Here is an 18630-nt window from a genome sequence, read left to right on the forward strand (position 1 = left end):
GGAAGGGGAGAGAAAGATGGGAAAAGCAACAGGATTTATGGATTATCCGCGAGAAAAACCAAAAGACCGGAATCCTCTCACTCGTTTAAACGACTGGAGAGAGTATACAGCTCCTTTCTCTGATGAAAAGTTAAGTACACAGGGAGCGCGGTGTATGGACTGCGCCACCCCTTTCTGCCATATGGGCATGGAATTGAACCGAGTCACAACGGGCTGTCCGATTCATAATCTGATTCCGGAGTGGAATGATTTGGTGTACCGCGGCAGATGGAAAGAAGCATTGGACCGTTTATCGAAAACGAATAATTTCCCTGAATTCACCGGGCGCGTCTGCCCGGCTCCTTGTGAAGGGTCTTGTACGGTGGCGATAAGCGATCCTGCCGTTACCATCAAAAACATTGAACGGACCATCATCGATAAAGGATTTGAAAATGGCTGGATAACGCCTCGCATCCCTGAAAGCAGGACCGGCAAGAAAATTGCTATCATCGGTTCAGGCCCGGCAGGATTGGCGAGTGCAGACCAGTTGAATCAAGCAGGTCATTCGGTCACGGTTTATGAGCGCTCAGACCGTGCAGGCGGGCTGTTGACATACGGTATCCCGAACATGAAACTTGAAAAAGATGTCGTTGCACGCCGAATCAAATTATTGACCCAGGAAGGCATCGATTTCATTACCAATACAGAAGTGGGCAAAGATATAACAGCCGAAGAACTGCAAGATCAATATGATGCAGTCATCCTTTGCACAGGTGCCCAAAAGCAGCGTGACCTGGTAATTGAAGGCCGCAGGGCAGAAGGCATTCACCTTGCAATGGATTACTTGACGACTTCGACTAAAAGCCTGTTGGACTCCAATTTTGAAGACGGCAAGTTCATAGACACAAAGGGGAAGGACGTCATCGTCATCGGCGGCGGGGATACAGGAGCTGACTGTGTTGCAACTGCCCTTCGTCAGGAATGTAAGAGCGTCGTACAATTCGGGAAGCATCCAATCCTTCCGACGGCCCGTACATCTGATAATATGTGGCCAGCCTACCCGAATGTGTTTTCCCTTGATTATGCATATGAAGAAGCGGAAGCGAAATTCGGTGCAGATCCGCGTCAATACTCAATCCAAACAAAGAAGATTGTAGCCGATGAAAATGGCAACGTTAAAGAATTGCACACAATCTCAATGGAAAAAATCAAAGGCGATGACGGAATGTACATTTTCAGGGAAGTTCCAGGAACTGAAAAAGTATGGCCTGCACAATTCGTTTTCATCGCAATCGGATTTGAAGGAACGGAAATGCCGCTATTAGCTCAATTTGGCGTAGAGACAGTAAATCAAAAAATTGATGCCGTTTATGGCGATTACAGAACCAATGTCGAAGGAGTTTTCGCTGCCGGAGATGCAAGGAGAGGGCAAAGCCTCATCGTTTGGGCAATCAATGAAGGCCGTGAAGTAGCGCGAGAAGTGGACCGCTACTTGATGGGCGCATCGGTATTGCCTTAATTGCAAAAAAAGGAAGTGCCATTATGGTGCTTCTTTTTTTGTGTGATGTGAAATGTGTACTCACGAGTAAAACGTTAAATTTCACGAGTAAATGGTGGAAACTCACGAGTAAAACGCCGAAACTCACGAGTAAATGCTCAAAACTCACGAGTAAAACGCCGAAACTCACAAGTAAAGCACAAAACTCAAAGAGTAACTAACCCAAAAATTTTCAATAATGTAACGGAAAACAACACGCTTAGGAGGATTCCTAAGCGTGTTGTTCATTATTATTTCAAACTAGGTGGCAAGTATTGTTCACAGATGATGATATCATCGTCTTTTAGGACATAAGGATGTGTTTCCAACAATATGGTTTTGAGATAGTCTGGCATTCTCTCACTTTTGTACGCACAAATTAATGGGAAAGAAAGCTGATTTACAGCTTCATCTACTGTTCTCTCAAATTCTTCTATGATGTGCAGCGGCTCTTCCAGGGTTGCCCATTCCACATGTGCCCATGATCGGAAAGAGATTTTATTTTCCACATAGGGTTGTACCGTTTTATTAAAGTATTCTTCGATTGCTGGAGGATGATAACTGCCGCTAGAACAATAGAAATCGAAGTTGTTCACAAAGTGAAGGAACTCCATTTGATCTTCCGTTAATCGAGTGCTCAGCTCTTTATGAATAATGGGGTAAATACGGTCATTTTCAACAAGAATGACATAATCTCCCGCCGCGATGCCATCTTGGATATAACTTAAAACCTGGTTAATGTAATTTTCCATTTCGTTATAGGAATACAGCACATGAACGTTTTTTTGATCTTCAAACAACTGATTCATTTTGCTTTTCAATATATCAATCCTTCTTTCATGTATCGCTTCAATTATACTAGAATTCCATAGGCAGGACAAAAAGCAATCCTTCGCCATTGATTGAAGGATTGCTTTTCCGTATTATTTCAGCCGCTCGATTAGGTCGGTCATTTTATCCAAATTGGTTATGTTCTGGTTGCATTTCATACTGTCCAGACAAATATAATTCCCTTTTTTAATGAATGTCCCTTGGACGGTTCCTTTTGTTTCAGACATGAACATCCCTACTTCTTCAAAGCGGCTGCATATGGCACAGATCCCTTTTTTGTTGGCAGGTTTAATGGTTCCATGCAATCCGGTGAGTTTATTATGATGGGGTGCGATGATGTATTTCTTTCCGGATCCGACATCATCCCATCCCAAGTAGGTAATCTCTCTCAAATCGATGTTTTCCAACAAAGGGGCTTTCAATTTCTTTGCTTTAGGAAATAATTTTTTTATCGTTTTTTCGGTTACTTCTTTAAATGGGATCACAAATGGCTTTACCTGTAAGAGAAAGACTTCGGCTTGTGCTGGATCCTTGATGGTATCTACTGGATCCAGCAGTTGTTTTTGCTCTTCGCTCAAGTCACTGAATAAGCTTAATACTCGTTCTTTGGCGACTGTTTTCAGGGTGTTGATCACATCCTTATCGTTGGCAGTCGCGTGTCCATTTATGAGAATCTGCGTTTGGGATTTTATGAAGTTATACTGCTCGCTCCTGATAAAAGGTTCCATTTTCTTCACTCCTGTTTCTGTTGCTCGATACTTGCCATACCGTTTCTATTTACTTTACAGAAATCGCATCTGCTTTAAAAGGGAGAAAATGAGTAAGAAACATACTCGGCATACGAATAGCACTGATATCATTATCAGTGCTACTCCTGCAATCCTATTTAGAATAAACGATTTTCTTGATGGTTTCCGCGGAGAGAAAATATTCCTCGGCTAATTGATGGATGGTATGCCCGGATTTAAATGCATATTTTATAGAGGCATTTCGGTCATCGATCAATTCCCTTGATCCCGAACGGGTTCCCCATTTGTGATGGGCCTTTTCAGGTTTAGGGATATATATGGTTTCACCTTGAACATATTTTTGAATTTCAACGATCAGCTTTTCAGGCAAAACGGCCTTCGCTTTTACATATTTCATTTCTGCCAGCCCCTTATTCTTTATTAAGAATGAAATAAGGTGCAAAGCCGAATATTAGAAATGATAAGGTGGGCGATTAAGTTTAGCTTAATTCAACCCCATGCAAAGTATCGCCTCCAATACTAGGCTTTGCATGAGACGCTGCAGAAGGTGGCATTAACATTCTTATTGCCATCTTTACACCTCCCCTTTGTGTTTCTGAAGAACACGTATTGTTCTTATTATAAAATATATAAGAGTGGTTGCCAAACTTTTTCCAATGTTAAAGCAGAATCGGCGGGCTGATTGTTTGATAATGCTCTGAGTCCATGAAATAATTTGAATGGAAACCAAACTAACCATTATGGGAGCTGACTTTATGAAAGTATTCGTAGTTGGGGCAAATGGGCAGATCGGTAAACATCTTGTAGATTCATTAAAAGATAGCCTGGATCATAGTGTACGGGCAATGGTTCGCAAAGAAGAACAAAGTAAGCATTTGGAGAAAAATGGAATTGAATCCGCAGTCGTCAGTTTAACCGGATCAGTGGATGAGATTGCGAATGCGGCTAAAGGCTGTGATGCCATCGTGTTTACAGCAGGATCCGGAGGGAGCACCGGTGCTGATCAAACGCTGTTGATTGATCTGGATGGTGCAGTTAAAACGATTGAAGCGGCAGAAAACTTGGGAATCGACCGATTCATCATGGTGAGTGCTTTTCAGGCCAATAATCGCGAAAACTGGAATGAAGCCATCAAACCGTATTATGTGGCCAAGCACTATGCGGATAGGGCATTGTTACAAAGCGATTTAAATTATACGATCATTCGGCCTGGCGGTCTGGTGAATGAACCGGGAACGGGAAAAGTGACAGCCGCCGAGGAATTGGAAAGAGGTTCGATTGCCCGTGAAGATGTGGCTCGAACGATTCTTGCGTCATTGACCGAAGAAAATACCTATAAGCGTTCATTTGATTTAATATCTGGCGATACTGCAATCGCGGACGCATTGAGGAAAATTTAACGAAAAAAAGGAGGCAGAGCCACTCAGGGGGAGTGGGCTCTGCTTATTTAATTCCTTCAATATGCTTGATGACCTTCGCTGGGTTTCCACCGACAACAACGCCTTCAGGAACATCCTTTGTTACGACGGCCCCTGAAGCGACGACGGAATGATTCCCTATAGTTACACCCGGATTGATGATGGCCCCTCCGCCAATCCATACATGATCCCCTATCGTAACCGGTTTTCCGTATTCCACTCCAGAACTGCGTTCAAAGGGATCCAGCGGATGTGTGGCTGTATAGATATGCACTCCGGGAGCCAACATGCAGTCCCTGCCAATTTTCACTTCACAAACATCCAAAATGACACAATCAAAATTAGCATAAAAGTTTTCCCCGACAGAAATGTTGTATCCATAGTCACAACGGAAAGTGGGTTCAATATATACATTTAGCCCAGTGGAACCTAAAAGCCGTTTCAGCAGTGCAGTTCGTTCGTCCCCTTCACTTTCCGTTGTCTGATTGTATAACCGGGTCAACTTTCTGGCATTTTCCCTATCTCTGATTAATTCCGGATCAGCGGCCATGTAAGGTTTCCCGCTCACCATCTTTTCCTTTTCAGTATTCATGTTTACCTCCTATATTCTTGTTTTTTATAGTTTGGTTAAATATTAAAATGTTTTTCCTGCAAAATAAATTGCAGTACTTTTTACTCAACTTTTCTGTTGAATCTAAATGCCTCTCTCGTTTTCATGAAAAGAAGTAAGAAAAGAAAGATTTTTCCGAATAATTAATGAAATAGCTTTGACAAACGTTCCGCCGGATTTTATAGTAAGAAGAGTTATGGATGATTCATAGTTTCATGAAGGCCCATTTTAACAGATAAGTAGAATGGTTCGAATTTCATGTCACTTTTTTTACCGGAAATTGATGGACAACTCTTTTCTTCGTTAAGATAATTACAAAACAATGGAGGGCTCTATATGTCACAGAAAGCACCGCTGTCTTTTGTCATTGTAACAGGATTAATGCTTTTTGCTTTATTTTTTGGTGCAGGAAACTTAATTTTCCCTGCCATGCTCGGTCAATCCGCGGGAACCAATTTATGGTCGGCCAGTTTAGGATTCATCATTACTGGTGTTGGACTGCCATTCATTACAATATTGGCATTTGGTTTTTCGGGAAAAAATGATGTTCAATCACTTGCAAGCAGGGCACACCCGTTATTCGGCATCATTTTCACAGTCGTTCTTTATTTATCTTTGGGACCGCTTTTCGCGCTTCCAAGAACGGGGAGTGTATCCTACGAAATAGGGATTAAACCTTTCCTATCTAATGATGTCGGTTTTTTACCATTGCTGATATTCACGATCATATACTTTGGAATTGCCTGTTTGTTATCCATCAATCCATCAAAAATGCTGGATATCGTCGGAAAAATATTAACACCTCTATTATTGATTTTCATCGGGATTCTCATTGTGGTAGCCATTATTAACCCAATGGGTGAAATCCAGTCACCAACGGCAGATTATTCAGATAATTCTTTCTTCAAGGGATTTAAAGAAGGATATTTGACCATGGATACGCTGGCCGGATTTGCATTTGGGATCATAGTCATCAACGCGATCAAAGATAAAGGGATAACATCAAGAAAAGAAGTGTTAGGCTTCTGTATGAAAGCCGGCTTAATAGCTGCCACCTTGTTGGTGATCGTTTATGCGTCCATAACTTATGTCGGGGCAACAAGTGTGGAAAAACTCGGTCAACTGGGTAATGGCGGAGACGTTTTGGCTCAAGCCTCGAATCATTTTTTCGGACCGGCTGGTGCCGTGTTGTTAGGGTTGATTGTGATCGCTGCTTGCCTGACGACAAGCATCGGTTTGATAACGGCTTGTGCTACGTATTTCAATAAAATACTGCCTGCTGTATCGTATAAATCATATGTCGTCATCTTCTCAGTTTTTAGTGCGGCTGTTGCCAATGTAGGTTTGACCAAGCTTATTTCCATTACAGTGCCTGTGTTAACGGCGCTTTATCCCGTGGCGATCGTTTTGATTGTTCTTACGTTCTTCCATTCCTTATTCAAAGGGAAATCGGAGGTATATTTAGGAAGCTTATTATTAACGTCCATCATCAGCATAATGGATGGAATAGTGGCATCAGGCATTAAAATGGAAGCTGTTTCGGACCTCTTCACTCAATACCTTCCACTATATAGTGTAGGGGTAGGCTGGGTGATTCCTGCCATCATCGGCGGTGTATTGGGCTATATGATATACCTATTGAAAGGCGACCCTAAGGAAGCCTATTAAAGGATACCATTCACTATACATCGAATCTTGAAAGGAGCTGTCTTGATGACAGCTCCTTATTTTGTCTACAAAAGTGGGTTCGGAATACTCTCATCCGGAACCATGGTTTTAAACAAGACTAGATTATCCTTAACAGTCGGCGGAAAGGGAGCGGATTTCTGAAATCAACTGGAACGTCTTTTGAATAAAAAAACTGCAGGCAAACTCGCTTTACTTCAAGTTTACTACAGGCTGGGAGCTGTCTTGATGACAGCTCCTTTTCTTAGTGTTTGTTTTTAATGGGAAAGAGCCTTAAAATGTTCAGAAAGGGGTGTAGGAATACAATGAACAATGAATTACCAATAAAAATCGCAAATATATTACAAGCAAGCAAAAAGAATCCAACTCAATTTGAGGAATTGATCAGGAGTGGCGGGTATCTGCCTCCCGAGATGGAGTTGATGGTGGATGCCATCACGGCCTTAAGCATGGGGAAGAATATCCTTTTGAAGGGTCCGACCGGGGCTGGAAAGACAAAGTTTGCCGAGACATTATCGAATTTATTTAACCAGCCGATGTTCAGTGTCAACTGTTCAGTCGACTTGGATGCCGAGAGCTTACTGGGCTTCAAGACGTTGGCTTACAAAGAGGAAAAACAGGTGATAGAATTCGTACCTGGACCTGTGACCAATTCGATGAATCACGGTCACTTCCTATATATAGATGAAATCAACATGGCAAAACCGGAAACTCTGCCGCTTATCAATGGTGTGCTTGATTACAGAAGGACGATAACGAATCCGTTCACGAATGAAGTTTTAACGGCAAAAGAAGGCTTTAATGTGATTGCTGCAATCAACGAAGGGTATGTCGGTACAGTGCCGCTGAATGAAGCGTTAAAAAATAGGTTTGTCGTAATTGAAGTTCCTTATATCGAAGGGGATCAGCTAAAGCAATTGATAGAATCCAATACAAAGTTGAAGGACCCAAGAAGTATCAATTTGTTCGTTAAACTGTCGAGTGATTTGATAAATGCCGTGAATCAAGGGAAGGTGGCTGAAGATGCGGCATCAATCAGGGCTTTGCTTGATGCTTGCGATCTGAGTGTGTTGATCCCTCCAAAACGGGCGATTCTTCGTTCCATTGTGGATAAGTTGGACGAGGAGCGTGAGCGTGAGTTTGTAAAGAACTTGGCTGACACATTATTCTAACTAGGAGAATGCCTCATGAAGTATATTCGGTTCAATGATTCAATAATAGATACGGCTCTTTTTTTACAGTTGCAGGATCTCTCGACTGTTTTATCCGGCATTCCTGAGCTGGAATTCGAATACAATTATGGCTCCTTCATTGATTTGATCGAGAATAAGGTCACAGCCAGCCATTTTTGGGAAAATGGAAATAAGGAAGTGAAGGAAGCGGGACTGAAAACGGACGTGCTCCTTAGAACGATAGGTACGCTGCATCATACCACAATCCCGAGCATGAAGGAGTACCAGGATAGCATCGGGGAAAGTTCACTTCCGAAGTTTGCAGCCCAATTATTCGCTTTACTGGAAGATTTAAGATTGGAAGAATTGGTGAAGAAAGAAAGGCCAGGCACGAAAAAATGGTTTTCGGTAAGGGGAGCTTACCTTAAACAATATTTTGAAAGCCAATTGGCGACGAATGTCACAAGAAGTTTTGCACTGGATGAATTATACTGCCTCATATATTTACTGCTTCAATCTGACAGGCCGGATCCGATTTTTCCAAGAGCCAATGTAAGGCAGCTTGAAGAATTGGAGAAACTCAAACCGTTCACTCATTCCGTCTTTGAAGCCACTAAAACCAGTGATATCACGAGGATTTGCGAGCAAATCGTTTTCCGTGTGAACGATGGATACGAGGATACGATGAATGAGTATTTCATCTTCCCCATTGCAAATGTGGAAAAGTATAAGGCAAATACCTTATTTGATGAACTGACTAGAAATGATGAACTGTTGAACGATGATACAGAAGATGCAGACGAAGAAAAAAGTGAGTTCATTGATGAAAAATTCTCGACTTGGCACCGGGAGAATAAGAACGGCGAGAGTAATTCGACATTTCTTCAATTTGAATTGGAGCAGGGAACGAAAACAAGTCTGATGGGCGGCGGTGCCCGGGAAGCGGAAGATGCCGACCAAGCACTGGCTTCAATCCAGGGTTCATCAGGGGAAAGTCAACAAAAGGAATACAATCAGCAGGAAACGCTGGAGAAGAAACAAACCAATATGGGCAAAAGCGGTGAACATCCATTTGGTGAAGAAAATAAAGACGTCGTCCAAGTGATCAAGGAAGCAAAAATTCCAACACAAACGGAAGAGAAGCGCTACCGTGAGTTTGTTGCGGATATCGAACCGTTTAAGAGAAAACTCTCCAGTACAATTGAAAAAACACTGGAAAATAAAAAGAACGCACCAAGAAAAGATTTGGTTTTTGGCCGTTTATCAAAGAAATTACTGCCGCTTGTATTTGAAGAGAATCCTCGGGTTTTTTATAAAAAGAACCAGGATTCAAATGAAATGGATGCCGTATTCACATTGCTTATCGATTGCTCGGCTTCCATGCATAACAAGATGGATGAAACGAAACGAGGGGTGGTCCTGTTTCATGAAGTACTGAAGAAATTAAGGATCCCCCACTCGATCGTGGGATTTTGGGAAGATGCAAATGAAGTGAGAGAAGGATATCAGCCAAACTACTTCCATGTGATCCAATCCCATTCCGATTCTCTTTATCTAAACTCAGGAGCTAAAATCATGCAGCTTGAACCTGAGGAAGACAACCGGGACGGATACAGTATCAGGGTTGCCGCAATGGAATTGGAAAAAAGACGCGAAAAAAACCGTTTCTTGCTCGTGTTTTCCGATGGTGAGCCGGCAGCTGCCGATTATGATCAAAATGGCATTGTCGATACACATCTTGCTGTTTCGGAAGCTAGGAAAAAAGGCATAGAAGTCATCGGCCTGTTTTTAGCAGATGGAGGCATCGAGGAAAGTGAAGAAATTACGATGAAAAACATTTATGGCAAAGAACGCCTAATGATTCCAAGTGTAGCGGACTTGCCAGAGCAATTTACACCGCTGTTAAAAAAGCTGCTGCTGAAGACCATTTGAGAAATCAAGTTTCCTACGAAAAGCAAGATTAGAACGGAAAAAGGAATCCTGATTAGAATAAAGGAATATAACACAGTAGGATTCAAGTTGGATCTTACTGTGTTTTTTTTTGTTTTCTTTGTCAGCTATTGATGGGAAACTTACTTGAAAAGAGCAAACAAATGAGATTTCTTTTGGCGGGATTGGGGTAAACCATAAATGAGGAAGTGATCATGTTGATGAATTTACTTTTTATGTTGCTTTATCTTATAATCATTATTCTTGTTATTGAAATATCGGTTACCTTGATGAAATTGACTGGATTAAAAAGTACAGTGGCAAGATTTCAGGTTATCTCCATGCTGACGGGTACTGGTTTTACAACTGACGAGTCAAAATCGATTATTGATCATCCCGTTCGAAGGAAAATAAGCATGTTCTTAATTTTATTTGGTGCATTCTCACTTGCTGTCATCATTTCATCGATTAGTACATTGCTTACAGATGATTTACGCTTGATGGAGTTAAGCATCATTATAGGTATACTGGTGGTACTGGTCGTTTTAGTGAAAGCTCCATTCCTGAATAATAGATTATCGAATAAGATGAAAAGTGAAATGTACAATCATTATGAATTATGGGAACACCCGATAGAAGAGGTCCTATTTTTAGAAGATGACGACGTGGTCATGGAGATCGATATTTATGAGGATTCCCAATTCATCGATGTCAAAGCCTTTGATGTCATTTCAGATGGAGCTGACATCAATATTTTATTTATTGAAAGCGGAGAAGTGAAGATCAGGAAAGAGTTATATGAGTATAAAATTAAATTAGGGGATAACCTCTTTTTATATGGAAATAAAAAAGAGATAGAAGAAACATTCTCAAAAGAAATCGAAGTGATGAAGAAGAAAAAAAGTGCATCGGAGTGAGAGGATCCCAGCCTATATTAAGGCTGGGATCTTTTGAAGATGGGCCTCATTAATGTTTTTTATTCGGTAATTTCTGAGCGGGATTCCCGTTGCCTTGACGGTGCTTATTACCTTCTTCCTTTTTCTGCTGCTCTTGAATGCTTTCAACGAATTCCTTTGAACTTTTCATGGAATGTACCTCCTCCGATATTTTCTTCTTTACTATAACCAGAAGTGGTGAAATTCATGAGTATGCCAGGGATCTTACTACCTTGTAAAAAGGAAAGATGGTAATATATGGGGTGAAAATCTTTTTTTATGAAATGAAACCAGAAAAGAAAGAAGGGAAATGAATGGAAAATCGGTTGGATGGAAAAGTTGCATTGGTCACAGGTTCATCAAGATGGATCGGTCGCGCCATAGCAGAACAGCTTGCAGATTTGGGTGCGAAAGTGGTGATCAACTATTCAGGCAGTGTACATAAAGCAGATGAAGTTGTTGAGTGCATTAAGGAAAAGGGCGGGGAAGCTGTCGCTATCCAAGCCGATATCAGCCAGGTTTCCCATATTGAAAATATTTTCGAGGAAACGGTCAATACGTTTGGGAAAATCGATATTTTAGTGAACAATGCGGGGCTGATGATAAATAAACCACTTTCCGAAGCAATGGAAGAAGACTTTGATAAACAATTTGCAGTGAATGTGAAGGGGACATTCTTCGCTTGCCAAAGCCCTGAAATATATGGAGGCCGATGGCAGGATCGTCAATATCTCAACCTCTGTAATAGGCCAGATGTTTCCTTCATATAGCATGTATGCAGGTACAAAGGGGGCGGTTGAACAATTCACAAGACATCTGTCCAAAGAGTTCGGCCCAAAAGGGATTACGATCAATGCAATTGCTCCAGGACCGGTTAACACAGAGTTGTTTAATGTAGGGAAATCGGAGCAGCAAATCGAAGGAATGAAAAAAATGAATGCCTTCGGGCGTTTAGGTGAAACGGAAGACATTGCCAATGTGGTATCGTTTTTGGTGAGTGAACAAGCCCAGTGGGTTACGGGTCAGACGATTAGGGTAAATGGTGGATTCATTTAATTGCTTGTAATTCAACTAAAGCAACGTAATAATTCCAACGTTGCTTTAGTATTTTGTAATATCTTTAATTTGAATTTAACCATTCCAGTGAATTATTTGAGCGATGATCAAGAAAGCCCCAGATAAGAGGAACCAGATAAAAAACAAGGGCAGGTAAAAGCGAACCCATTTTTGCCAGGCGACTCCTGCTAAAGCAAGGGTAGCCATAAAATATCCAGATGTTGGATATAATATATTACCGATTCCGTCTGCCAGCTGATAGGCTAACACGGCTGTTTGTCTTGTAACACCGATGATGTCGGCCAATGGAGCCATGATGGGCATGGTAACTAAAGCCTGACCGCTCCCGGAGGGGATTAAAAGACTACATAACATTTGTACAATAAACATGCCAAGAGCGCTAAATACAGCGGGGAAGTCGCCGACAAGATTACCGAGACTATGAACGATCGTGTCCATTACTTGACCATCCTCCATAACAACAGCGACAGCTCTTGCAACACCCACAATCATGGCACCTACCAAAACTTCTCGAAATCCGTCATTAAATCCTTCGCAAATTTCCGATAAGTTTAACCCGGCAACTAAACCGACAACGATTCCCATGATAATGAAGAGACCTGCCATTTCCAACATAAACCAGCCTTTCGCTAAAACGCCATATACGAGTAGAAACAAGAAACCGAACGTTAAAATTAATGCAATTTTCTGTTTTTTATTCACCTTATATATTTCAGATCTAGGCTTATTTAAGTATAGCGTCCGTTTGGCTTGATCCTCATCAAATACGAAACTACACTTTGGATCATTTTTAACCTTTTTAGCATACCGCATAATGTAAGCCATCCCTGCAGTAACAAAAATGATAAAAGCGATAATCCTTAGCTCGATACCGGAATATAGGGGAAGACCTGCGATTTTTTGACCTAACCCAGTGTTAATGGGGTTAAGAAAGCCTGTCATGAATCCAGCAGTAGTTGCGACTAAAGCTACAGAGACGGCAACCATAGAATCAAATCCTAAGGCAATCATTAGGGGGAGGATGACAGGTACATACACTAAACTTAATTCCTGTGTTCCAATCAAGCTGCAAATAATAGCAAATACTACTGTGAGGATAGGGATTAACATCATACTTTTTGTCGAAAATCGCCTTGCTAATCTATCCACTCCTATTTCAATAAGTCCTGTTTTCCGTAGTAATGAAAATATTCCTCCGATGATGAATGTGAAAAAAACGATCTCCCCTGCAGCTACCAAGCCTTTTGGTATAGCTGTCATGAAGTCTACTGGAGTAATAGGTGTTTGTTCAACGAGTCGATAGGAATTTGGATCAATCGTCAATCGATCCTCAGGACCTGGAATTCGCTCATAAACACCAGCAGGAACGAAATAAGTTGCGAGTGCTGCAAGGAAGATAAATACGAATAAAATGACATAAATATGCGGCATATTAAACTTCTTTTTTTTGAATTTAGTCACTTCATCGATACTTACAATTTTTTTCGAATCATTTTCTAATGCCATTATTTTTCCCCCTTCATCTTTAGTTTATTAGCATGTTCTTGCAGGTGTTATGTTAAATAACATTGAATGTATCTATTTATTACATAGTAATTTAATGATAATGGATTGTCATTGTTCATATTCACTAAAAACAATTGGACAAATTAGATGATATGGATAATTCGAAATATAAAGAGATGGAAAAATAGTTCGTTGAACAAAAATGCAAAATAGAAAAGGGCTATTGTAGGGATGATTTTTTATAGGGGAATACTATTTAAATAACGCTATCTAATGTAAGAATACATCACATTCGAATATTTTGAATATTGACAAAAATAGGGGCGATATCTATAATAATCAATAATAATATCCATGAATAAACGTTTATTGGAGTTTTGCCTATGGAACGGACAATGACTGTCCGAGATTTATGTGAGTTGCATACTCATTTACTGGACAGTGATATTCAAATTCTTGAAAACCTATCAACGAATTTATCGTTGATAGCCAATTTGAATAAAGCGAATGTGTTTATTGATTGTCCGGTGCGTGAAGGGAAGCATGCCATTGTCGTGGCAGAGGCATGCGGACATTCCGTGAATTCGGTTTATGATCATCCGGTTGTCGGGAAATTTGCCTATGAGGCTTTTGAACCGGCCGTATTTTATGTATTGCGCACCGGAAAGGACATGTTTGTGAATCGGGCATTGACTCAAGAGGGAGCAATGGTCCAGCAAAGTGTAGTTCCAATCAAGGGGGAATGCAATCGGGTCATCGCCGTTTTGATCATGGAAAAGGTGATAGATGATGAATCTGAAACTTCAAATCAGTTTGATAGGCAAGATCAGCAAAATTCCTTAGTTCCTGAATTTATCGAGGAGTCCATTTTCCTGATTAATAATCAAAACCGACTTGTCTATACGAATCCTTCTGCCATTAATTTAGTATCGGAAATATGCATGACGGAATGTGTCTTAGGTGAATTCATTTTCGAATATTTTCCTGACTTTGCCGATGTTCTTGCTTCAAAAGAGGACATTTTAATGAAGGAAATGAACATTGGTAAAAAGAATTTCCAAATAAAGAAATTCCATTTGGGCAACAAGAATTCCAATGAAACGTTCATCATCATCCGGGACCTGACTGAACTGCGGGATAAAGAGAGAGAGCTGATTAGCAAAGCAGTAGCCATTAGTGAAATTCATCATAGGGTGAAAAATAATTTGCAGACAGTGGCCAGTTTACTTCGTCTGCAAATGAGGATAGGGGCCCCTGAAGAAATCAAGCCCCATTTATTGGTCAGTCTGAACCGGGTGTTAAGCATCTCGTCGGTTTATGAAATCATTTTGGCAAGCAGTGAGGTCGAACATGTGGATCTGCTGGAGCTTATTAGAAAAATAGGCGATATGATTGTTCATACGGAGGATCAATCCCGTCAATGCTTAAGCATCGAATATAGTGGTGGGCTTCATTCCATTGATTCCGACATTGGCATTTCGGTCGCGCTGGTGGTGAATGAGCTCATTCATAATTGTGTGAAGCATGCTTTCAAGGAAGGGACGGAAGGGAAGATTACCGTATGCTTTGTAAAGGATGGTCCTGAATTGGAAATTCAAGTAAGAGATGATGGCATTGGATATTCACCTGCAATGAAACCTTCTTTGGGGCTGGATATCATCCGCATGACGGTGGAAAATGATTTGGATGGGGAGTTTTCGATTCATCGGATTAAAGAAGGTACCCTGGCTTCTGTAAGATTTCCATACAAGAGGTAGGTGGGAGAAGTGGTCAAGAGGATTTTGGTCGTGGAGGATGAATCGATACTTCTGCTTGATATAACGATCATGCTCAAGGATGCAGGCTTCGATGTGGTTGGACATGCCCGTAATGGCGAGAAGGCGATTGAAATGGCACATGCACTACAGCCGGATCTCGTTTTGATGGATATTAAAATGCCTAAAATGAATGGGCTTAAGGCTAGCGATGTGATATCCAATACCTTTCAGATTCCGGTCCTGCTTTTAACTGCATTCAGCCAGCGTGAATATATCGACGAGGCGAAGCGGGCGAATATCGTCGGATATCTTGTTAAGCCAATTACGGAGGCGAATTTGATTCCGGCAGTGGAGATAGCATTGCTGCAAGCAGCCAATACAAAGAAGTATCAGGAACGAAATGCTCAATTGGATGAAACGCTCACAAATCGTAAAGTCATTGAAAAGGCAAAAGGTATTATCATGAAAAGGAAGAATGTAACAGAAGAAATCGCTTACAATAAGCTGAGAAGGCTTAGTATGGATAAGCAGCTTTCCATGGAGACGGTGGCACGTCGAATCATTGCAAATGATCAAAAACAAGTAAATAGATGAAGCAATGGCGCTTTGATGGACCAAATTGGTTGTAGGCTTTTCTGCCTAAAAACCTAAGTTTGGGCTATAAGAGGCGTCTTTTTTATACCCTTTTTTAAAGTCGATAGGCCAAATCAAATCGGAATTCAGGGGGAATATGTATGGAGATGGTAGGTAAATTCGTTATTTATATCATTATGGTGTGTGCCGTTGTCGGTGCTATTGCATCGATTAAAGACAGTGAGCAAGGCTTGGGGAAACAGTTCATGGAAGGTTTGCATACCGTTGGCCATATATTTATTCCGGCAGCTGGAATCATGGCCTCGATCCCTTATTTATCATGGTTCATCAATACAGTATGCGGCCCGGTTTTCGCTGCGATCGGTGCAGATCCAGCCCTCGCCGCAACAACGATTTTGGCGACGGATATGGGGGGTTACCAATTAGCGGCCGAGCTGAAGGAATCATATGAAGGCTGGATCATGGCGATGATTGTCGGCTTTATGTCTGGGGCAACGATTGTATTCTCGATACCAATGGGGCTTGCGATGCTGGAGAAGCGTGATCATAAATACATGGCACTTGGTGTCATGTCAGGAATCCTGACGATTCCGATTGGCGCTTTTATCTCAAGCGTGCTGGTGGTGGCAACGAATTCGAAAATCCGTGAAGTGATTTCCACGAATGCGGATTCTACATACGAATTCGCGTTGAGCTATTTGAAAATTGCCATGAATCTTTCTCCTCTTCTTATTTTTGTAGTCTTGCTCGCTTTAGGTCTTTATTTCCTGCCGGATTTGATGATCAAAGGTTTCATGTGGTTTGGAAAAATATTGGATGCCGCAATTAAACTTGTACTCGTGTTTTCGATCGTGGAAATTTTCACCGGACTTTTTTCCAATGTATTTGGTGCTTGGGGTTTCCATCCGATCATGGCTGATAAGGCAGACCAGTTCCGTGCCCTGGAAACGGCGGGGTATATCGGGATAATGCTGGCAGGTGCATTTCCAATGATTTACCTGATTCAAAAATATGCAGGCAAGCCATTGGAAGCGTTGGGCGGGAAAATTGGGTTGAGCAAAGCTGGGAGTGCAGGGATATTAGCCACGGTAGCCAATATATTAGCAATGTTCAAGCTTGTTAAAGAAATGCCGCCGAAGGATAAGGTCATAAACATTTCCTTCGCTGTATGTGCGGCCTTCCTATTAGGCGATCATTTATCATTCACAGCCAACTTTCAGCCCTCCTTGATATTACCGATCATTGTCGGAAAGCTATCTGCCGGAGTGATTGGAATCGGTCTTGCTTACTGGCTGTCCGTTCCGAAAGCTTTGGAATTAGAGGAAAAGGATCGTGCAGCAGGAGTTATTGGCATTAATGAATATAAAACGAAAAACGAGGAAGAAGACAGCAATGAAATCCAAGTGGTGTAAAACTGGGGTGTGATTTTAATGAATGAACAGGTGGAACGAATCATCAGTGCAGGAATTGATATTGGCACCAGTACGACGAAACTTGTTATCAGCGAGCTTTCGCTTAGGAATGTGGCGGGGGGCGGACAAGTGCCAAAAATCGAAATTACCGATAAGGAAATTCTGTATCGAAGTCCCATTTTCAGGACCCCGCTTTTATCCGAGACGGTAATTGATATACCTGCTGTTCAAAGAATGGTGGAAAGTGAATACCAAAATGCCGGAATCACGTTCGATAACATACAAACAGGGGCTGTAATCATCACGGGGGAAACGGCAACCAAACAAAATGCAGAAGAAATGGTATACCGATTATCTAAAGCGGCAGGGGAATTCCTTGTAGCGGCAGCCGGTCCGGATTTGGAGGGAATCATTGCCGCCAAGGGATCCGGCGCCTATCAACATTCCATCAAGACAAGAAAGACTGTAGCGAACATAGACATTGGCGGGGGAACGGCGAATATTGCCGTATACCGTTCTGGCATGCTTTGCGGAACTTGCACACTGCATATAGGAGGCCGTTTGGTGGAGTGGGAGGGGGCGAAGGTGAATGTTGCTCCTTCAATAGGAAAATGGCTGAAATCAAAAGGGCACTCTCCTTTGAATGGTGATGGGGCAATCATCGCAAATGAAATGGCGAAGGTGCTTTCGAGGTTTTTGGCTGGTTCATTCACAAAAGAAGATGAACTTCTATTAGTGGGGAAGGAGCCATCTTGGACAGGAAGAATAGATGTGTTGATGTTCTCGGGTGGTGTCAGTGATTGCATCTATCATGAAGAACGGGAGGACAAAAGCTTCCGGGATATCGGCATGATGCTTGCCGCCTCTATAAAGGAAAATGAAGTATTGGCTGCATGGGAGTGGGAACAGCCCGTTGAAACGGTTCGGGCGACTGTACTTGGAGCAGGCGCACATACAACTGAAATCAGCGGAGCAACCATCGAGGTGAATGATTCTCATCTGCCAGTTCGTAATATCCCAGTCTATCGGGTCGATTTTCATGGCGTGCTTGATGATGTAACCGCGAGAATGGCACAAGCTGTTCAGGATGCGATCACAATATACGATCCCTTGCAGGAGGGGCTGAATTTTGCCTTTTATTTAACGAATTTACCTTATCAATCATTTCGGGACATTCACCGGCTCGCAGTCGCTTTTACCGAGGCACTGAAGCAAAAACCGAATCGGCAGCAGCCTCTGATTATTGTCATGGATAGTGATTATGGGAAGGCACTTGGTCAAACCATTCTAGCGAACCAACCGGATCTGCCGGTCATCTGCATTGATCAGACAGAAGTGGAACATGGTGATTATTTAGATATAGGAAGGCTGCTGCGGACAGGGGTCGTTCCGGTTGTAGTAAAAACGCTAACCTTTCACAGTTAGGAAAAGGAGGATT

The 18630-nt window shown here is 41.8% G+C and carries 16 protein-coding genes and 1 pseudogene; 11 read left to right on the forward strand and 6 right to left on the reverse strand.

From position 1 onward, the window contains the following. Positions 1-16: 16 nt before the first annotated feature. The gene (gene gltD, locus V3595_RS19535; RefSeq protein WP_485908865.1) at positions 17-1498 is read left to right on the forward strand and encodes a glutamate synthase small subunit; all 1482 of its coding nucleotides are present in this window, start codon (positions 17-19) and stop codon (positions 1496-1498) included. 269 nt (positions 1499-1767) lie between these two features. Here gltD and V3595_RS19540 read toward each other — a convergent pair whose 3' ends face one another. From V3595_RS19540 to V3595_RS19550, 3 genes are all read right to left on the reverse strand, one after another. Further along, entirely contained in the window at positions 1768-2325 is a 558-nt protein-coding gene (locus V3595_RS19540; RefSeq protein ID WP_485908867.1) for an MEDS domain-containing protein, read from the reverse strand. A gap of 114 nt (positions 2326-2439) precedes the next feature. Then, a complete protein-coding gene (locus V3595_RS19545; RefSeq protein ID WP_485908869.1) occupies positions 2440-3075 on the reverse strand; it encodes a FusB/FusC family EF-G-binding protein in 636 nt (211 codons plus the stop codon). Between the two features lie 154 nt (positions 3076-3229). Continuing rightward, positions 3230-3493: a CD3324 family protein gene (locus V3595_RS19550; RefSeq protein ID WP_485908871.1), complete on the reverse strand. Its 264-nt coding sequence runs from the start codon at positions 3491-3493 to the stop codon at positions 3230-3232. A 358-nt stretch (positions 3494-3851) separates the two neighbouring features. On the opposite strand from V3595_RS19550, the gene V3595_RS19555 reads away from it, so the two are divergent. Next, on the forward strand, positions 3852-4496 hold the full coding sequence (locus V3595_RS19555; protein WP_485908873.1) for an SDR family oxidoreductase: 645 nt from the start codon (positions 3852-3854) through the stop codon (positions 4494-4496). Positions 4497-4539: 43 nt separating this feature from the next. Here V3595_RS19555 and V3595_RS19560 read toward each other — a convergent pair whose 3' ends face one another. Then, complete coding sequence (locus V3595_RS19560; protein WP_485908875.1) at positions 4540-5106, reverse strand: sugar O-acetyltransferase; 567 nt, start codon at positions 5104-5106, stop codon at positions 4540-4542. 354 nt (positions 5107-5460) lie between these two features. Between V3595_RS19560 and brnQ the strand changes: the two genes are divergently transcribed. From brnQ to V3595_RS19580, 4 genes are all read left to right on the forward strand, one after another. Continuing rightward, positions 5461-6792 carry a branched-chain amino acid transport system II carrier protein gene (gene brnQ / locus V3595_RS19565; protein WP_485908877.1) on the forward strand — a complete coding sequence of 444 codons (1332 nt, stop codon included), beginning with the start codon at positions 5461-5463 and terminating at the stop codon, positions 6790-6792. Between the two features lie 323 nt (positions 6793-7115). After that, positions 7116-7982, forward strand: a complete 867-nt coding sequence (locus V3595_RS19570; protein WP_485908879.1) for an ATP-binding protein — start codon at positions 7116-7118, stop codon at positions 7980-7982. Positions 7983-7997: 15 nt separating this feature from the next. After that, positions 7998-9914, forward strand: a complete 1917-nt coding sequence (locus tag V3595_RS19575) for a vWA domain-containing protein (RefSeq protein ID WP_485908881.1) — start codon at positions 7998-8000, stop codon at positions 9912-9914. Positions 9915-10147: 233 nt separating this feature from the next. After that, positions 10148-10828, forward strand: coding sequence for a TrkA C-terminal domain-containing protein (locus V3595_RS19580; protein ID WP_485908883.1), 681 nt, complete (start codon positions 10148-10150; stop codon positions 10826-10828). 49 nt (positions 10829-10877) lie between these two features. On the opposite strand, the gene V3595_RS19585 is transcribed toward V3595_RS19580, so the two are convergent. Continuing rightward, positions 10878-10997 (reverse strand): DUF4023 domain-containing protein, encoded by a 120-nt coding sequence (locus V3595_RS19585; protein WP_342603232.1) that lies wholly within the window; start codon positions 10995-10997, stop codon positions 10878-10880. 163 nt (positions 10998-11160) lie between these two features. Here V3595_RS19585 and V3595_RS19590 point away from each other — a divergent pair. After that, positions 11161-11902: pseudogene (locus V3595_RS19590) on the forward strand (SDR family oxidoreductase). A 75-nt stretch (positions 11903-11977) separates the two neighbouring features. On the opposite strand, the gene V3595_RS19595 reads toward V3595_RS19590, so the two are convergent. After that, positions 11978-13429: a YfcC family protein gene (locus V3595_RS19595; RefSeq protein WP_485908886.1), complete on the reverse strand. Its 1452-nt coding sequence runs from the start codon at positions 13427-13429 to the stop codon at positions 11978-11980. Positions 13430-13812: 383 nt separating this feature from the next. Here V3595_RS19595 and V3595_RS19600 point away from each other — a divergent pair, with 383 nt between their 5' ends. From V3595_RS19600 to V3595_RS19615, 4 genes are all read left to right on the forward strand, one after another. After that, positions 13813-15186 (forward strand): sensor histidine kinase, encoded by a 1374-nt coding sequence (locus V3595_RS19600; RefSeq protein WP_485908887.1) that lies wholly within the window; start codon positions 13813-13815, stop codon positions 15184-15186. Positions 15187-15195: 9 nt separating this feature from the next. Next, positions 15196-15780 (forward strand): ANTAR domain-containing response regulator, encoded by a 585-nt coding sequence (locus V3595_RS19605; protein WP_137015724.1) that lies wholly within the window; start codon positions 15196-15198, stop codon positions 15778-15780. A 140-nt stretch (positions 15781-15920) separates the two neighbouring features. After that, the gene (gene eutH, locus V3595_RS19610) at positions 15921-17192 is read left to right on the forward strand and encodes an ethanolamine utilization protein EutH (protein WP_485908889.1); all 1272 of its coding nucleotides are present in this window, start codon (positions 15921-15923) and stop codon (positions 17190-17192) included. Between the two features lie 18 nt (positions 17193-17210). Continuing rightward, positions 17211-18617, forward strand: a complete 1407-nt coding sequence (locus V3595_RS19615; RefSeq protein ID WP_485908891.1) for an ethanolamine ammonia-lyase reactivating factor EutA — start codon at positions 17211-17213, stop codon at positions 18615-18617. Positions 18618-18630 lie beyond the last annotated feature (13 nt).

Origin of the sequence: Bacillus sp. CFBP9009, assembly GCF_036541465.1 — a bacterium.
GTDB lineage: Bacteria > Bacillota > Bacilli > Bacillales > DSM-1321 > Peribacillus.